The 15,099-nt window shown below is 48.2% G+C and carries 20 protein-coding genes; 11 read left to right on the top strand and 9 right to left on the bottom strand.

The window, feature by feature from the left end; all coding sequences use genetic code 11:
• Nucleotides 1-4: 4 nt before the first annotated feature.
• Complete coding sequence (locus THAL_RS04510; protein ID WP_012991926.1) at nt 5-577, bottom strand: hypothetical protein; 573 nt, start codon at nt 575-577, stop codon at nt 5-7.
• 17 nt (nt 578-594) lie between these two features.
• Here THAL_RS04510 and cutA point away from each other — a divergent pair, with 17 nt between their 5' ends.
• Nucleotides 595-909, top strand: a complete 315-nt coding sequence (gene cutA, locus THAL_RS04505) for a divalent-cation tolerance protein CutA (protein WP_012991925.1) — start codon at nt 595-597, stop codon at nt 907-909.
• Here the strand turns inward: cutA and THAL_RS04500 are convergent.
• A complete protein-coding gene (locus THAL_RS04500) occupies nt 881-1,471 on the bottom strand; it encodes an anthranilate synthase component II (RefSeq protein ID WP_012991924.1) in 591 nt (196 codons plus the stop codon). The genes cutA and THAL_RS04500 overlap by 29 nt on opposite strands.
• A gap of 56 nt (nt 1,472-1,527) precedes the next feature.
• Here THAL_RS04500 and THAL_RS04495 point away from each other — a divergent pair, with 56 nt between their 5' ends.
• Complete coding sequence (locus THAL_RS04495; RefSeq protein WP_012991923.1) at nt 1,528-2,091, top strand: TetR/AcrR family transcriptional regulator; 564 nt, start codon at nt 1,528-1,530, stop codon at nt 2,089-2,091.
• Here THAL_RS04495 and THAL_RS04490 read toward each other — a convergent pair.
• Nucleotides 2,078-2,923: a family 1 encapsulin nanocompartment shell protein gene (locus tag THAL_RS04490; protein WP_012991922.1), complete on the bottom strand. Its 846-nt coding sequence runs from the start codon at nt 2,921-2,923 to the stop codon at nt 2,078-2,080. The genes THAL_RS04495 and THAL_RS04490 overlap by 14 nt on opposite strands.
• 89 nt (nt 2,924-3,012) lie before the next feature.
• Here THAL_RS04490 and THAL_RS04485 point away from each other — a divergent pair, with 89 nt between their 5' ends.
• A complete protein-coding gene (locus tag THAL_RS04485; protein ID WP_245522229.1) occupies nt 3,013-3,531 on the top strand; it encodes a hypothetical protein in 519 nt (172 codons plus the stop codon).
• Nucleotides 3,532-3,537: 6 nt separating this feature from the next.
• On the top strand, nt 3,538-4,080 hold the full coding sequence (locus THAL_RS04480; RefSeq protein WP_012991920.1) for a gamma carbonic anhydrase family protein: 543 nt from the start codon (nt 3,538-3,540) through the stop codon (nt 4,078-4,080).
• On the opposite strand, the gene THAL_RS04475 is transcribed toward THAL_RS04480, so the two are convergent.
• Nucleotides 4,042-4,881, bottom strand: coding sequence for a DMT family transporter (locus tag THAL_RS04475; protein ID WP_041434090.1), 840 nt, complete (start codon nt 4,879-4,881; stop codon nt 4,042-4,044). The genes THAL_RS04480 and THAL_RS04475 overlap by 39 nt on opposite strands.
• Before the next feature lie 19 nt (nt 4,882-4,900).
• Between THAL_RS04475 and THAL_RS04470 the strand changes: the two genes are divergently transcribed.
• From THAL_RS04470 to THAL_RS04440, 7 genes are all read left to right on the top strand, one after another.
• A complete protein-coding gene (locus tag THAL_RS04470) occupies nt 4,901-6,022 on the top strand; it encodes a pyridoxal-phosphate-dependent aminotransferase family protein (protein WP_012991918.1) in 1,122 nt (373 codons plus the stop codon).
• On the top strand, nt 6,016-6,651 hold the full coding sequence (gene pspA, locus THAL_RS04465) for a phosphoserine phosphatase PspA (RefSeq protein WP_012991917.1): 636 nt from the start codon (nt 6,016-6,018) through the stop codon (nt 6,649-6,651). The genes THAL_RS04470 and pspA overlap by 7 nt, the downstream gene beginning before the upstream one ends.
• Nucleotides 6,626-9,178 (top strand): tetratricopeptide repeat protein, encoded by a 2,553-nt coding sequence (locus THAL_RS04460; protein WP_012991916.1) that lies wholly within the window; start codon nt 6,626-6,628, stop codon nt 9,176-9,178. The genes pspA and THAL_RS04460 overlap by 26 nt, the downstream gene beginning before the upstream one ends.
• Nucleotides 9,150-9,776 carry a MotA/TolQ/ExbB proton channel family protein gene (locus THAL_RS04455; RefSeq protein WP_245522228.1) on the top strand — a complete coding sequence of 209 codons (627 nt, stop codon included), beginning with the start codon at nt 9,150-9,152 and terminating at the stop codon, nt 9,774-9,776. Before THAL_RS04460 ends, THAL_RS04455 begins: the two co-directional genes overlap by 29 nt.
• Nucleotides 9,773-10,162 (top strand): ExbD/TolR family protein, encoded by a 390-nt coding sequence (locus tag THAL_RS04450; protein WP_012991914.1) that lies wholly within the window; start codon nt 9,773-9,775, stop codon nt 10,160-10,162. The genes THAL_RS04455 and THAL_RS04450 overlap by 4 nt, the downstream gene beginning before the upstream one ends.
• Nucleotides 10,163-10,295: 133 nt before the next feature.
• A complete protein-coding gene (locus tag THAL_RS04445; RefSeq protein WP_245522227.1) occupies nt 10,296-10,877 on the top strand; it encodes a YdcF family protein in 582 nt (193 codons plus the stop codon).
• A 6-nt stretch (nt 10,878-10,883) separates the two neighbouring features.
• The gene (locus tag THAL_RS04440) at nt 10,884-11,750 is read left to right on the top strand and encodes a KaiC domain-containing protein (RefSeq protein ID WP_012991913.1); all 867 of its coding nucleotides are present in this window, start codon (nt 10,884-10,886) and stop codon (nt 11,748-11,750) included.
• Here THAL_RS04440 and THAL_RS04435 read toward each other — a convergent pair.
• The 5 genes from THAL_RS04435 to THAL_RS04415 are packed head-to-tail and all read right to left on the bottom strand — an operon-like array spanning nt 11,737 to nt 15,099.
• Nucleotides 11,737-12,327 (bottom strand): 7-cyano-7-deazaguanine synthase, encoded by a 591-nt coding sequence (locus THAL_RS04435; RefSeq protein WP_012991912.1) that lies wholly within the window; start codon nt 12,325-12,327, stop codon nt 11,737-11,739. The two genes, THAL_RS04440 and THAL_RS04435, sit on opposite strands and share 14 nt — an antisense overlap.
• Nucleotides 12,324-12,536, bottom strand: coding sequence for an AtpZ/AtpI family protein (locus THAL_RS04430; protein ID WP_012991911.1), 213 nt, complete (start codon nt 12,534-12,536; stop codon nt 12,324-12,326). Before THAL_RS04430 ends, THAL_RS04435 begins: the two co-directional genes overlap by 4 nt.
• 19 nt (nt 12,537-12,555) lie before the next feature.
• On the bottom strand, nt 12,556-13,449 hold the full coding sequence (gene fmt / locus THAL_RS04425) for a methionyl-tRNA formyltransferase (RefSeq protein WP_012991910.1): 894 nt from the start codon (nt 13,447-13,449) through the stop codon (nt 12,556-12,558).
• Entirely contained in the window at nt 13,446-14,525 is a 1,080-nt protein-coding gene (mraY, locus tag THAL_RS04420) for a phospho-N-acetylmuramoyl-pentapeptide-transferase (RefSeq protein ID WP_012991909.1), read from the bottom strand. The genes fmt and mraY overlap by 4 nt, the downstream gene beginning before the upstream one ends.
• 1 nt (nt 14,526) lies before the next feature.
• Nucleotides 14,527-15,099, bottom strand: a complete 573-nt coding sequence (locus tag THAL_RS04415) for an RNA methyltransferase (protein WP_012991908.1) — start codon at nt 15,097-15,099, stop codon at nt 14,527-14,529.

Here is a 15,099-nt window from a genome sequence, read left to right as displayed (position 1 = left end):
TCTATCAGAAAAAGTGTTCTGTAAGTAACTGGTTTATTCTGTCGGAAAGTTCTTGTCTTATCTGTTTGCTTAACGCTATACGATGAAGGGTGTGGGTGTCGGCAGTAGCTAAACGCCTCACCACAGATGACAGTTCTTCTCCAAAGGCTTCTTCCTTAAAAAGGCCCATTATCTTCAGCACATCTAATTGAAATCTTATGTAGAAGGTGGAGGGGTTTTTGGGAAAGATGGTGAGGTATCTTTTGGCCAACTCAAAGAGGTTAGGATCATAGAATCTTATCCATCTGTATAGGAAGAACAGTATCTGATACATCCACATACACCTTTCGTAGCTCTGAAGTGACAGGTAAGAGTATGGCTCTACCTTTAGGATATCCACCAGCACCAGAAGGTTGCCTGATTGTCTGAAGTAAAGTCTTATCACATTAAAGGGTTCAAAGATGGGCATATAGCCCGTTTGAGGGAGGGTACCGTCCCTCACCAAGAGGGTAGAGATACCTGTAGTACCGTAAACCCTCACCAGAAGATCTTCCTCCACCGGTATTTTGTAAAGCACCAAAAAATCTCCCACACCCATGTGGTAAGATATTAAACATGTTGGGTTACTGTGTGGTACTCATAACGGTACCACCCGATAGAGCGGATCAGCTGGCCCATCTCATAGTGGAGAAAAAGCTGGGTGCGTGTGTTAACGTGGTTCCCGAGGTGAGATCTCTCTACTGGTGGAAGGGGAATATGGAGAAAGATAGGGAATCTCTCCTTGTGGTGAAAACGTCTTTCTCCCTTTTCCCTCAACTCCTCAAAGAAGTGAAGGAGAATCATCCCTACACCGTTCCGGAGATAATAGCTCTGCCCATAGTGGCTGGTAACCCGGACTATCTCAACTGGATAGACGAGTCTCTTCGGTGATCTTAAGGAAGTTCTTCAGAAGATCGAGGCCCGCCTCTGACATAACTGACTCAGGGTGGAACTGGACACCGAACACAGGATAATCTGTGTGCTGGATGGCCATAACCTCACCATCATCGGATCGTGCTGTTACCTTAAGAAAGGACGGAAGGCTATCCTCCGCTATCACCAATGAGTGGTAACGCACAGCCACAAAAGGATTGGGGAGGCCTTCCAGTATTCCCACACCCTCGTGGTATATGAGGGATGTTTTACCATGCATGAGTCTTTTTGCTCTCACTATGTTGGCACCGAAAGCGTAACCTATAGCCTGGTGTCCTAAACACACACCCAGTATGGGATACTTGGTATAGTAACTCTTTATTACCTCCACCGATATGCCGGCCTCTCTGGGTGTACAGGGACCAGGTGATATAACTATCGCGTCAGGTTCAAAAGAAGGGACATCTTCCACCTTTATCTGGTCGTTTCTCACCACGGTTACCTGTGCGCCCAGTATCTGAAGGTAGTTAACTAAGTTGTAGGTGAAAGAATCGTAGTTGTCTATCATGAGCACCTTCATGATACTAAAAGTCTAAATAGAGGATAGTTAGCTGTCAACAAGTATAATAATGGGTTATGCCTAGAAGATCCAGCACGCGCACCAGAATACTTGATGCATCTCTCAAGCTCTTTTCGGAGAAGGGAATAAAGGAAACTACCATGAGGGATATAGCCAGTGAGGTGGGTATTACTGAAGGGGCCATCTACAGGCATTTCACCAGCAAAGATCAGATAGTGAGGACCCTCTTTGCCTATTGTTCGGAACAGTTTTACCAGGTACTTTCGGAGGCTTATGAAAAAGGTGAAAACGTAAGACAACGTTTTCTTCTGGTGGCTCAGGCTTTTCTAAGATTCTCCTTTAACAACCCTGAAGCCTTTAGGTACATCAATCTCTTCCACTACTTTAGAGGAGAGGAGGTTACCGAATACACCCATCTTCCCAAAGACATCGTTCTAAAGGTTTTGGACGAAGCCATAGGAGAAGGTTTAATAAAAGTCCGGAGAGAGTACGCTTTGGCCGTCTTTGTAGGTACCTTAGAGAGAATCTTTCTACTGGTGGTATCTGGTATTATAGAGAAGGAGGAGGGGATGGAGGAGGAGATATCCCAGCTACTGTGGAGAGCCCTCACTTCCCTATAACTAGTATGGCGCCCGGTCTCTTTATTCTGGGTGCCAGTATTTCCATAACTCGGAAGTGGTGTATCATGTTGGTAGTCTCCACATAAGCTAGGCTTATGTCCATAGCTAGAGCTATGTCCATGTTCTGCGGCCCTGCGGACACCAAAATAGCCTTACCCTCAGGCACAATGGGTGTGTAAAAGACATCCGCTACCAGTTTCTTTATCTGTTCCAGCTCCAGTAGGCCCGTGTTGTGATAAACCCTGTTGAGTTTGAAATACTCCTTAGGATTTAGGAGAAGGTAGTAAGGTCCGAAGAAGCCGCTCTCCGACAGTTTGGATATACCCAACGACACATCGTTGAAGGCGTTACCCATAACATCCCAGTCACTCATGGACATACTCTGTCTGCCCTCCACCGTGAGGAGACCTTCTATACCTAATCTTTCGTTGCCGTGTATGATGAGGGTGTCTTCTGCTACTGCTGTGGCGAAGGCTGCGGCAGAAGCCGCCGATGTGTCTATAGGTAGTTGTAGCTGCCTGAAGTACTCCAGATCTCTCCAACTTATGGCGAAAGGTTTGTATATGGTGGGCAGTGGGATGTTTTTTCTCTTACCTACCCTCACAGGTTCACAGATCTGTGCCTCCTCACCTGGACTCACCTCACAGCTACCTGGTTCCACCCCTAAGAAGACATCGTAGGACACCATCTGGAGCCCTGCTCCCAGAGGACCTACCACCGGCATGAAGCGTCTGCATATGAGGGTCCTTTTGGCCACATCCCAGATAGCTTTTTCTAAGATCTCCCACTCCTCCTGAGTGAGGGGAGAGTTGTCTTTACCCAAAAATTCCATCCTTTTACCCCCTTTATCTAATTATAAGAAGTTGCACACTTCCTAACCACGGGATAATGTATGAAGGGAGAATGGATGTACCTGATGGATTGCGTATAAGAAGAGTACTGGAGGAAGTGTACACGCAGGTGAAAGACACCAATCTAGAGGATTGTGCTAAACTCAACTGCTTTCTGTGCGCTAAGGGCGGTGCAAAAAACTGTCAGAAACTCCACGAAGCTGTTGTACTTCTTCCCTATGAACTGGATGTGCTGTCCAGTTTGGGGGTGAGAGGTTTCCCTGAGATAGAGGTTTGTGGTATGAAAATAGGTTACGTACCTCCTCACACCGACTGTCCCTTCAACGTAGGAGGTTGGTGCGGTATACACGGCAGACATCCCATAGACTGTCGGAGCTTTCCTCTTGTACCTTCCATAAACGAAGCTGGAGATCTAGTCATATCTATAGCAGTGGGGTGTCCGGCGGTACCTACGTGGGAGTTTGTTAAGCTCTGGGTGGAGGTGTGGAAGAAACTGTGGGAGGTTGTACCTGAAAGTTGGTTCAGGTTCTACTCAGGGGTTCCCGGCAGCCCCACAAAGCCCGTCATTCTCATCAAAAGCTTAAAATAATGATCCATGCCCATAGTGAGACCTTACGGAGACAGAACACCCAAGATACACCCTACCGTCTTTCTGGCGGAGAACGCGGTGGTGATAGGTGATGTGGAGATAGGTGAGGACTCCAGTGTGTGGTACGGCGCTGTCATAAGGGGTGATGTGAACTGGATAAGGATAGGTAAGAGAACCAACATACAGGACAACACGGTGGTACACGTGACCCATCAGAGATACCCCACCTGGATAGGGGACTACGTGACGGTAGGACACTCGGTGATCCTTCACGGTTGTAAGATAGGTAACTATGTGCTGGTGGGTATGGGCGCTGTGGTAATGGACGGTGTAGAGGTAGAAGACTACGTGCTGATAGGAGCGGGTGCTCTCCTTACACCCCACAAAAAATTTCCCTCCGGTGTGCTGGTGGCCGGTGTGCCCGCGCGTGTGGTGAGAGACCTCCGTGAGGAAGAAGTGGAGATGATAAAGAACTCTGCAGAAAACTATGTGAGGTACAAAGAAGCCTACCTATCCTCCTACGCTCAGGGCCAGCAAGAGAGATCCTGATAGTATGAGAAGGGAGGAGGGAAGGACCCTCTCTATGGGTTCCCCGAAGAATATCCTCCCGTAGAGGACCGCTATGAGAAGAGAGGTTCTTTCTAAGGCCGCCACGTAAGAGGCAGGTATGTAAAGGTAGGCGTAAAGGTACAGCAGATCACCAGAGGCGAAGAGGAAACCCAGAAGGAAGATCACCGGGTTTCTCCAGACAGTCCTTGCAGAGAGGATGTTTCTCCTTACGAAGAACAGAGTAGCCAGGCTCATACAGAGAGAGTAGTACCATGCAAAGAAGAAAGGGTTGCTCTCGAGAACCACCATTTTCCCTAAGGTTACGTTAAAGCCGAAAAGGGCCGTGGAGATAAGCATATAGAGGCTTCCTATATTTTTTCTGAAAAAATCACCCACAGAAAAACCTGTGAGTATCAAACTCCCAGCCACCAAAAGACATACACCTACAAAACCGACGAAGGTTATGGTTTCTCCCAACACCAGGAAAGAAGATACGGCGGTGAAGAAAGGCATGAAGGAATAAAAAGTCATGGCTACGGAAAGAGGAGCATGTTTTAGACCCTTCATAAAGAAGATGCCTCCCAGGACCTCTATGGGAAGCCAGAGGAAAGTGTAAAGAAAGACGTTCTCCTTAAGATCCCAATAGAGGATTCCTAAGGGTGTCAGGATCAGAGTGGCCACCGGGAACCTTACCCAGAGGACCAGATACTCATCCCAACCTTTCTGTAGGAGCTTCTTGCTGATAAGGTCGTTGGTGGCCCAAAAGAGGGCAGACGCCAGTGCCATCAGGACTCCTATCATGGGTTAAAATAGTTTACCCATGAAAGAACGTCTCTTTACTCCTGGTCCTGTAGAGCTTCCTGACAGGGTGAGAACCGTCCTTCAGCAGCAGATAATACATCACAGAACAGAGGAGTTTCAACAAGCCTTCAGAGAAGTGAGAGATCTCTTTAAAAGACTTCTTGAGTCTCCTTCGGACAACTTTGTCTTCTTTGCCTCTTCAGGAACCGGTGCTATGGAGGCCTCTGTCCTCAACTTTTTCTCAGAAGGCGACAAGGTGTTGGTGGTGAACGGTGGTAAGTTCGGTGAAAGGTGGCTCCTTTTGGCACAACACTGGGGCCTTTCACCTATAGAGTACAAGGTGTCTTGGGGAGAGGCTGCTGATCCGGAGTATGTGAAGGACCTTCTGGAGCGGCATCCCGACTGCAGGGGTGTGCTCATCCAGATTTCGGAAACGTCTACGGGAGTTTACCATCCTGTAAAGGAAATAGGACAGTTATGTAAAGAAAGGGATGTGCTTCTGGTGGCGGACGGCATAACGGCCCTTGGTGTTTACCGTATAAATCCCGATGAGTGGAACATAGATGTTTTGGTAGGAGGATCCCAAAAGGCTCTCATGCTACCCCCGGGTCTCTCTATGCTGTGGTTCTCCGAGAGAGCTGCCGAAAGGCTGCGTAACAGAGCCTTTTACTTTGACATAAAGAGGGAGCTGTCCCAACAACAGAAGGGTCAAACCGCGTGGACACCGGCCATATCCCTCATACTGGCCCTCAGAGAAAGTCTCAGCATCCTGTTGGAAGAGGGTATGGAAAGGGTAGAGAGGCGCCACGCAGCCGTTGCAGAAGGGACACGCAGAGCTGCTCAAGTGATGGGTCTGGAACTTTTCGCTAAGAGGCCTGCCATATCGGTGACGGCCCTATACCACGAAAAGGCTGAGGAGATAAGGAAGAGTCTTCTGAGGTACGGTGTGAGGACAGCAGGTGGTCAGGATCATTGGAAGGGGAAACTGATACGGATATCCCACATGGGAGTAGATCCTAAAGATGGTCTTATGCTGGTGGGTCTTCTGGAGGTGGTCCTTTACAAGATGGGTTACTCTGTCCGTTTAGGAGAAGCTACTAAGGTCTACTCAGAGACCCTCATGGAGTACAGGGTATGGTGAAGCTCTTTGTGGTGCGTCACGCCGAAAGTACTTGGAATCCCGAAGGGCGTTATCAGGGCCTTCTGGATCCTGAGCTCTCACAGAGGGGTTTACAGCAGGCGCGTCTTCTGGCAGAGGCTTTGAGGAATGTACCCTTTGATGTCATATACTCCTCTCCCCTCAGAAGAACGTATCTGACCGCTTTGGAGATAGCAAAGGGAAGAGACGTGCATGTGGTGAAGGACGAAAGGATAAGGGAGATAGATCACGGCGTCTGGTCCGGTCTCACAGTAGAGGAGGTCAAAAGGAGGTTTCCGGAAACTTTCAGAATGTGGATGGAGGAACCCCACAGAACCAGCTTTGAAGGAGGTGAAAGTCTCACCGATGTCTACAGACGTGTGGCGGATTTCGTGGAGGAGATAAAGAGAAAGCACCAGCACCAAACGGTGGCCGTTGTTTCCCACACTGTCCCCATAAGGGCCATGTACTGTTACCTTCTGGGTGTAGATCTTTCTCGTTTTTGGAGCTTTGGGTGTGATAACGCCAGCTATTCGGTTATTCACTTGGAAGAAAACAGAAACGTGATCCAGAAACTCAACATAACTTGTCACTTAGGAGAGTATTATGTGGAGGCTCATAGCGCTCTTTAGTTTTCTGACGGGTATCTTCCTATGGGCCCAGATAAAGAAGGAGTTTGAGCTAAGTGTAGAGTTACGAGCTCAGCAGATAAGGGAAAAACCAAAGCTGGAACCCCCTCCTCTATTACCCATGGGGGAGGGAAAGGTACTGGATCTTAGCTCTCATCTCCTGGAGCCACCAAAAGAGCTGGAGCTGGCGGAGGTATCGCCTCTTAGGGATGACAGTGTGGGTTGTGGTAAACCTGCCGACATGGTAGCTTACAAAAGAGGTGTGGACTACTACCTTATGGGAAGGTGGGAGGATGCTAAGAGGGAACTGAGTAAGGTCATTTCCATGCCTTCTTCTTACAGGCCAATGGCCCTGTATCTTCTCGGTGTTATGAAGGTGAAAGAGGGAGATGATAACTCCGCCCTTGATTACTTCAAAGAGTCATGCACCTTTGGTCACATGTACAGGAAGCCTGCCTGTGAATCTTACTATGCCCTATCCTTCAGGAAGGAGGGAAAACCACCCGCCAACGACGATCCCTTCTGGAAGGTGGTTTACTCCATATCTGTCAAGGGTATAATCTCAACGCCTTCCTGTGAGAATGTTGTCTTCAAAAAATACTGCCACTACGTACAGCTTTTTGTAGCTGGACAGATGAGTAACCACTACCATGACAGTACAGCTCTCAGAAGGGGGGTTGTGCTCTTTTTCTCAGGAAAGTGGGATGAAGCCAAAAAGATCTTTCAGGCCTACTCCAAGCCCCTCAGACCTTACAGGGACATAGCTCTCTACTATCTGGGAGTGATAGCTTACAAAGAAAGGGATGTGTCCAAAGCTTTGGAATACGCAAGTGTTCTTGAAAGTATAAACACCAATCTTTCCAACGCTCTTTATGACCTTGTATCTTCCGAAGACTACTTTCTGGCTCGGATGGTTTACACATTGACCCACAACAGGAAGTACCTGGAAAAGGCAGGCATCATAGCCTACAACACGGGAAGATATCAGCTTGCCTACAGCAGCTTTATGGAGGCTGGAGACCTTGAGAAGGCTTCTTACAGTCTTATGAAGATGGGAGATTACGAAAAGGTTTACGACACTCTTCTAGAGCATCAAAGAGAGCTCGACGCTGACCAATACAAGTTGCTTTTGGAGGCTGCCTACTGGGCCGGTAAGCCCATGGAGCCTCTCCTAGAATACGCTGATAAAAAGTTCCCTCAGCTGGCCAGAGAGTACAGAGGTTGGGATCTTTTCCGCCAGAGAAGATGGAAAGAGTCCCTTCAGTATCTGGATGATCCCTACTACAGAGCCCTCGCCTACTTTAACATGAAGAACTACAAAGAGGTTATAACTACGCTGGAGAAAGATGATAGACTTCAAGCACGCCTCTTGAAGGCAGAAGCCTATCTGTTACTGGGAAACCCCGCTAAAGCCAGATCTTACCTTACACCTCAGACAGATAGGGAGCTTTACCTTTTAGGCCTCTCCTACTTTATGGAGGAAGACTACAACAAGGCGGTGGAGTTTTTCTCCCGTGTGCCAGAGAGCAGCCCGCTGAGGCCTCAGGCTCTTCTTAAGATGGGAGATGCCTTTTATAACATGGGTGATCTCTCTAAGGCTCAGGAGACCTACAGGAAGGTTATAGAAGAGTATCCCGATACTCCTTACGCAAGGCAGGCTACCCTGGCCCTTTTGGAAGCTAAGCCCACCAATATGAACATAGAGCAAGAAACGAAGCTGATAGAAGACTATCTCAAGAAAGATCCTGATTCTCCTACCGCTCAGCACCTTAAGTTACAACTGGCCAAGCTTTACATACAGCAGAACAGATTATCAGATGCGCAGAGGCTCCTCTTGGACTTGGTGGGAACCCCTGTAGAGAGCAGAGCGCTCCTCCTGCTGGCAGACATAGAACCCGACGTTAAAAAGAGGTTGGTTCTACTGTACAAAGTTTACAAGGAGGGGCCACCAACGGATGCTCAGCTAGCACGCCAAAAACTGATAGATACTTACCAAAAGCTGGGGGACAAGGACAGTGTGGCTGCCCTCTTGTCGGAAGGCTCCACCGAAGACAAAGCTAAGGCGGTTGGTATCTACGTAAGTATGAAAAACTGGGAAAAGGCTTTACCGTTAGCCAAGGAAGTTATAAGCTCAGGGTATCATAGTAAGGACTTTGACAGATCTCTGATGAATCTTTACCGTGCCAAAAAGGACCCTCAGATATTGGAGTTTCTCCTTCTGAGTCCGGATAAGGAAACAAGTGCCTGGGCTAAGTACACTAAAGCCAAAGAGTACGAGGAAGCAGGAGATTACAGGAAAGCCTTAGAACTCCTTGTAGACATATCCCTCCACTACAGAGGCACACAGGTTTATAATAAAGCGGTGATGGATGGTGTGGACATACTGATGAGGCTCGGCGCTCGTAAGGATGCTTCCTGTTTTCTCAACAGGGTAGATGAGTCTTCCCTCGGAAGGGATGAAAGGATCAAGGTGGAAAGGTGGAGGAGGGCTCTACCTCCTTGTGAGGAAAGTAAAGATGCCTCTCCTTGATCTACTCCAGAAAGGCGGGCTTGCCGTCTACGTGCTTCTCTTCCTATCGGTGATATCGTGGGCCATCGTTATAGAAAGGTTACTGAATCTTAGACCATCTATCTTCTTGTCGCGTTCCTTTAAAGATCTTAAGACATTGCTGGCGGGAGGGGATACCGAGGGTGCTATAAAACTCCTCTCTCTGGACTCTTCGGTAGCTTCTCGTATCCTACTCAGGATACTGGAAGACTATAGGACGGGAAGGATATCTAAGGAAGATCTCATGAGAGCCTTGCAGGAAGAGCTGGATCTTGTGATGCCAAAATTGGAGAAGAACATCCCTCTTCTTTCCGCCATAGCGAGTCTTGCTCCCCTCGTAGGGCTCTTCGGTACCATCACGGGACTCATAAAAGTCTTCTCCGCTTTTTCTATAGAGCAGGGGGAGCAGGCTCTAAGACTTCTCTCCTCAGGCATCGGAGAGGCTCTTGTTTCTGCAGCGGTGGGTCTTGCTGTGGCCATACCTGCCCTTTTCTTTTACTGGGTTTTCAGAATATTGGCCGGTAATATACTGGACAGGCTGGAAGAGGAACTGAGTCAGGTGCTGAGGGTCATCCCTTGAGGCGAAGATTCCGAGAGGAGGAGAGAGCCTACATAGATGTGGTGCCTCTGGTGGATACTCTTTTAGCGGTGTTTCTTTTTCTGGCTGTTTTGGCTTTTCAATCTCCCTTAAGCTTTCTGGCCGTTAAGCTTCCCTTTGCCAAAGAAGGTGAGAGCCAAAAGCAGAGAGCTGTTGTGGTTCAGGTGTATAAGGACGGAAGCTACCTTATGGATGGTAAGAGAGTGAGTCTGGAGGAGATAGACAAGCATCTGGCAGGTGGTGTGCAAACACTGGTTATAGAAGCTGATCAGGATACTCTCCATAAGTACGTGGTGGCTCTGATGGACATAGCCAAGAAGAACAAGGTGGAGAACGTTCTGATAGCTACCAGGAAACAGATGTTCTGATGTTTTTCCTGAAGAAGTTGGTGTCCTTTTGGGTACTGCCTCCGGGAATCTTCATCATCTCTTTTCTTGTTATGGCTGTTTTTCCGGAAAAAACAGAAAGCTCTACATCTTGGGGGTGAGCTCGGCATTAAGTATGTATCTCCTCTCTATAGAACCTGTAAAGGATCTCCTTTACAAACCCCTGGAGGAAGCTTATCCTGTGCCCGGAAGCTTTTCCGCCGATGTGATAGTGGTTTTGGGTGGTGGTGCCTACGGCAGTGGTGTCCTTAAGGAAGATTCGGTGAAGAGACTGCTCACCGCTTACTTACTTCAACGAAAGACAGGTCTACCCATGATCCTCTCCGGGGGAGCCAGTATAAGTAGCATGCCGGAGGCAGAAGCCATGAAGGCTCTCCTTACGGAACTTAAAGCGGACACACGCCGTGTTTATACGGAAACTGAGAGCAGGGATACAGAAGAGAACGCCCTTTATGTGAAAGAGATGTGCGACAGGTTAGGTTACAAAAAGATACTTTTGGTTACGTCGGCGTATCATATGAAACGTGCGGTAAGAGATTTCCAGAAACAAGGCCTGGAAGTCATACCGTATCCTACAGACTTTAAGAGAGAGACAAGATACAACCTTTACAGTCTTTTACCTAAGATGACCGTCTTGGCAGACAGTTACAAGGCACTTAGGGAATATTTAGCGTTGATAAGCGATGTGTTAAGATAAGTATCTATGATGGAAGAGAAGGAAAAACCACAGATAGTGGAGGAGAGTATCTGGATAGCCGGTGAGGCTATAAAAAAAGCACCACGTCTCCAAGGCGTACCTACGGGTGTGGAGGGTCTTGATGATCTTTTCTTTGTAGCTGAACTGGTAGACGGTAAGATTATCAAAAAACCTCTGGGAGGCATACCCGCTTACTCTGTCACCAACATAACAGGTGTGTCAGACACAGGTAAGTCCCTTATGGTGGAACAGTATGCGGTGATGCAGGCTAGCCGAGGAGAAGGAGTGGCCTTCATAACTGTTGAGTCTCCTGCACCTTTCGTAACGGTAGGTCTTAGGGAAAGGGCCAAAGCGATGGGTATAGACTGGGACTCTATTCAGGACAGGATAGTTCTCATAGACGCTGCCTCTCACGGGAGACTGAGGGAGAACCTACCTGATCTGTTTGCCACCCTTGCCTACGCCATAAAGACTTACAAAGTGCGCCACACCATAATAGACTCGGTAACAGGCCTTTACGAAGCTAAGGAGATGATGGCCAGAACTATAGTGAGGCAGCTCTTTAACTTTATGAAAAAGTGGTATCAGACAGCCCTCTTTGTCTCCCAAAAGAGGAGTGGCCACGAGGAGCTAACTGCTGAAGCAGCGGGAGGCTATGCGGTGAGCCACATAGTGGACTGTTCCATCGTTCTCTCAAAAGAGCTCATACTCACTCAAACCCAGGCAAGGATATACAAGAAACAGATAGGAGATGTGGTGAGACTCTTCCGTATAGACGGTTGTAGAATGTGCGGTCACGATACGAGAACCCACTTTATGGAGATAACGGAGTTGGGGTTGGTAAAGATAGGGCCACCCATCACAGGCGGCTGAGAGCTTCTTCCCTTTCCAAGCATTTCACACACTTACCACAGTGGAAAAATTTGTTCCCTTTCCGTATAGGTTTTATGCAGGAGAAGGTGAGGTGTAGGGGAACATGTGGTCCGTACAACTCCACTATCCTCCTTTTGTCCATACCAAAGAGGGGAGCTTCCAGTTTTATATCTTGTCCTGAACCTACCGAAAGAAGTTTTTCCACCTCCTTCAGGTAAGGAAGGTTATTGTCGGGAAAAGGATAAGCTCCAAGACTTCCTATGTTTATTTCATAAGCCTTTCTTCGCAGAGCGTATGTGGCAACGGAGGCCGCTAACCTGAGGTTTCTTAAAGGGATAAACAGCTCACCTTTCCTGGGTGGTACACCGTTCCCTCTGCACACACACAGAGGCATCAGGTTGGTGTACGACTCTTTAAAGTGATGCCACACTTTCTTGGCCCAGAAGAGTTCCGCATGTTCCCAGCTCATACCTTCTCTTACATAGACAGGATACACACAGACCCCTTCCTTCAGCTTTAAGTAAAGTAAGGTACTGCTCTCCACACCCCCACTGAAAAGAACTACTACTTTCTTCACCGAAGCTTCCTCATGTCCCGGTATGCGTTAACAAAACCTGATATAACTCCTATTAGGAAAAAGAACATAAGTCCGTAAGGTTGAGTTCTTACACCGAAAAGATCCTCCATTATCCACCTATCGAAAAGGTAACCCACCAAAAGACCTGCCAGCACACCTCCCACCAGGTTCGTACCAACAGTGAGAGCGAGAAAGTCTTTACCTTTCATAAATAAGCTAATATAAGCTTCACAGGAAGTTTTTCAGGGAGTATCCCTTCAGAAAGTCCTCACCCCTGACCCTTTTCCCTTTAGGTGTTATGAGCTCTTGTATCTCAACGGCGCCTTTTGAACAAGCAACCACTAATCTGTTTCGGGATAGTATCTCTCCAGGTTCACCTGTACCTTCCACCGGCCTTACTTTAAGGATACGTATCCTGTGTCCTTCTGGTGTTAAGGTGTAGGCGTTAGGGTAAAGGCCTCTCACACGGTCCTTTACACTCTCTGAGGTGGCCTTCCAACATATCCTGAATTCTTCCTTCTGTATGGGGGGAGCATAAGTAGGCTCTCCCTTCTGGGGTACAGGCTCTATCTCTCCCCGGAACCATCTTTGGAGAGTCTGCAGGAGAAGATCAGCACCTTTGTGAGATAACTTTTCCGAGAGGGTCTCCAGGTTGTCCTCCTCCTCTATACTGACGGTTTCTTGGGCCAGTATGTCTCCTGTGTCCATTCCTTCGTCCATCAGCATCACCGTGATGCCGGTGTTTTTTTCTCCCGCCATGAGGGCTCTTTGGATGGGTGCTGCTCCTCTGTACTTGGGAAGTAGTGAAGCGTGTAGGTTTACGCATCCGTAAGGTACCGCCGAAAGAATTTTGGAGGAGAGAATCTTGCCGTAGGCAACCACCACCACACACTGAGGTTTTAAACTCAGCACCACATCCTCCAGTTCCCTTGAGGTGGCAGGTTGGTATACCGGTAAGTGCCTTTCTAGGGCAAAGACTTTTGTGGGTGGAGGTTGTGGCCTCATACCCCTACCCGCAGGCCTATCTGGTTGGCAAACGACACCTATCAGTTCAAAGTGCCTGTAGATCTTTTCAAGGCTCGGGAGAGCAAACTTGGGTGTTCCCATAAAGAGGACTCTCATCGCAGTTTTAGAGTGGTGAGGGCTATAACACCCAGCAGGATGGATACGATCCACATACGCACCACTATCTTGGGTTCCGGCAGTCCGGAAAGTTCCAGGTGGTGGTGGAAGGGTGCCATGCGGAACAACCTTTTACCTTTTGTGAGTTTAAAGTAGGCCACCTGTAATATAACGCTGAGGGTCTCAAAGACCAGCACACCACCCGCTATGACCAGGACAAGCTCCGATTTGGCCACGAGGGCTATCACACCCAAGGCGGCACCTAAGGAGAGGGCACCCACGTCTCCCAAAAACAACTGAGCGGGATAGGCGTTGAACCACAGGAAACCTAGGCCGGCCCCCACTATGGCTAGGCAAAGTACAGCCAGATCACCGGCGTAAGGTACATAGGGTATGTTGAGATACTTGGATATACCCGCGTGACCTGTTGCGTAAGCTATCACACCCATGGTGGCAGCCGTAGTCATGACGGGACCTATAGCTAAGCCATCCAGCCCGTCTGTGAGATTGACCGCGTTGGAGGTAGCTACTATCACCAAGGTGGCGAAAGGTATGTACAGTAGACCCAGATCCAGATAAAGGTTCTTTAAGAAGGGAAAGTAAAGCTTGCTACCCACTTCCGTGAAATTGTAGAGTAAGAAAGCGGTTGTTAGAGCGGTTATGGTCTGTGCCGTGAACTTGCTCTTTGCCGATATACCCTTTTTGTTTTTAAGTTTCACAAAATCGTCCCAGAAGCCTATAGCACCAAAACTCACCATACAGAAGGCTATGATCCAGAAATACGCAAGATCCAGGCGCATTAGGAGAAAGGAAGTTATAAGAATACTGAGAAGTACCACCAGCCCACCCATGGTGGGTGTGTATCTCTTTACGGTATGCCCTTCCGGTGTGTATTGGCGCACATAACCCCTGAAGAGCCTCTGCAGAGCTTTCAGTTTCTTCACAAAGATAGGTGTCAGTACCAACACTATGAAGAAGGCCACAAGAAGAGCTAAGAAGGACCTGAAAGTGATGTACTTAAAGACGTTAAGGAAAGATACGTGATCTTTCAGGTAAAGTGCCAGGTGGTAAAGCATCTCAACACCTGTTTCTACTGAGAAGTCTGTCCAGTATTATGGCGGCCGCGTTCCTCACCGAGAGGTGATTCCAGTCTCCTGCACCGTAGATGGGTTCCAGAATGTAGTCAAAAGTGGCCATCAGGTCCGGTGGTATACCGTACCCTGTTCCAAAAACTATCAGAAAGTCCCTTTCCCTCTTTTCTATCTCTTCTCTCAGAAACTGATAACTGACAGTTTTGGGATAAGGGCGGGCATCCGTTCCCACCACCACAGGCTTGGTTCCCCTGTTCTTCTGTATGTCCTCTATGACTTCGTCGTAAGTGTAGAGGAGTTTTACCATACTCACCACCTCGTGACGGGTGGGGTTGGTTTTCCTTCCTTCTTCCGACAGCCAATAGTCTATCTGTTTCTGAATTATGTACCTCTGAGCATCTACAGGCTGGACTATATAAAAGGTGTTTATTTCGTAGGCTCTTGCAGGTCTCGCTATATCATGGAGGTCCATGGTGGTGAAGGAGGTTATGATGATCTTCCCGTCCTTTGCCATGGCAGGATAATGAAGTAGGGCTATGAAAACGTTGTGATTCTTCAT

Source organism: Thermocrinis albus DSM 14484 (genome assembly GCF_000025605.1).
Classification (GTDB): domain Bacteria; phylum Aquificota; class Aquificia; order Aquificales; family Aquificaceae; genus Thermocrinis; species Thermocrinis albus.
This window is presented reverse-complemented; position numbering and strand designations above follow the sequence as displayed.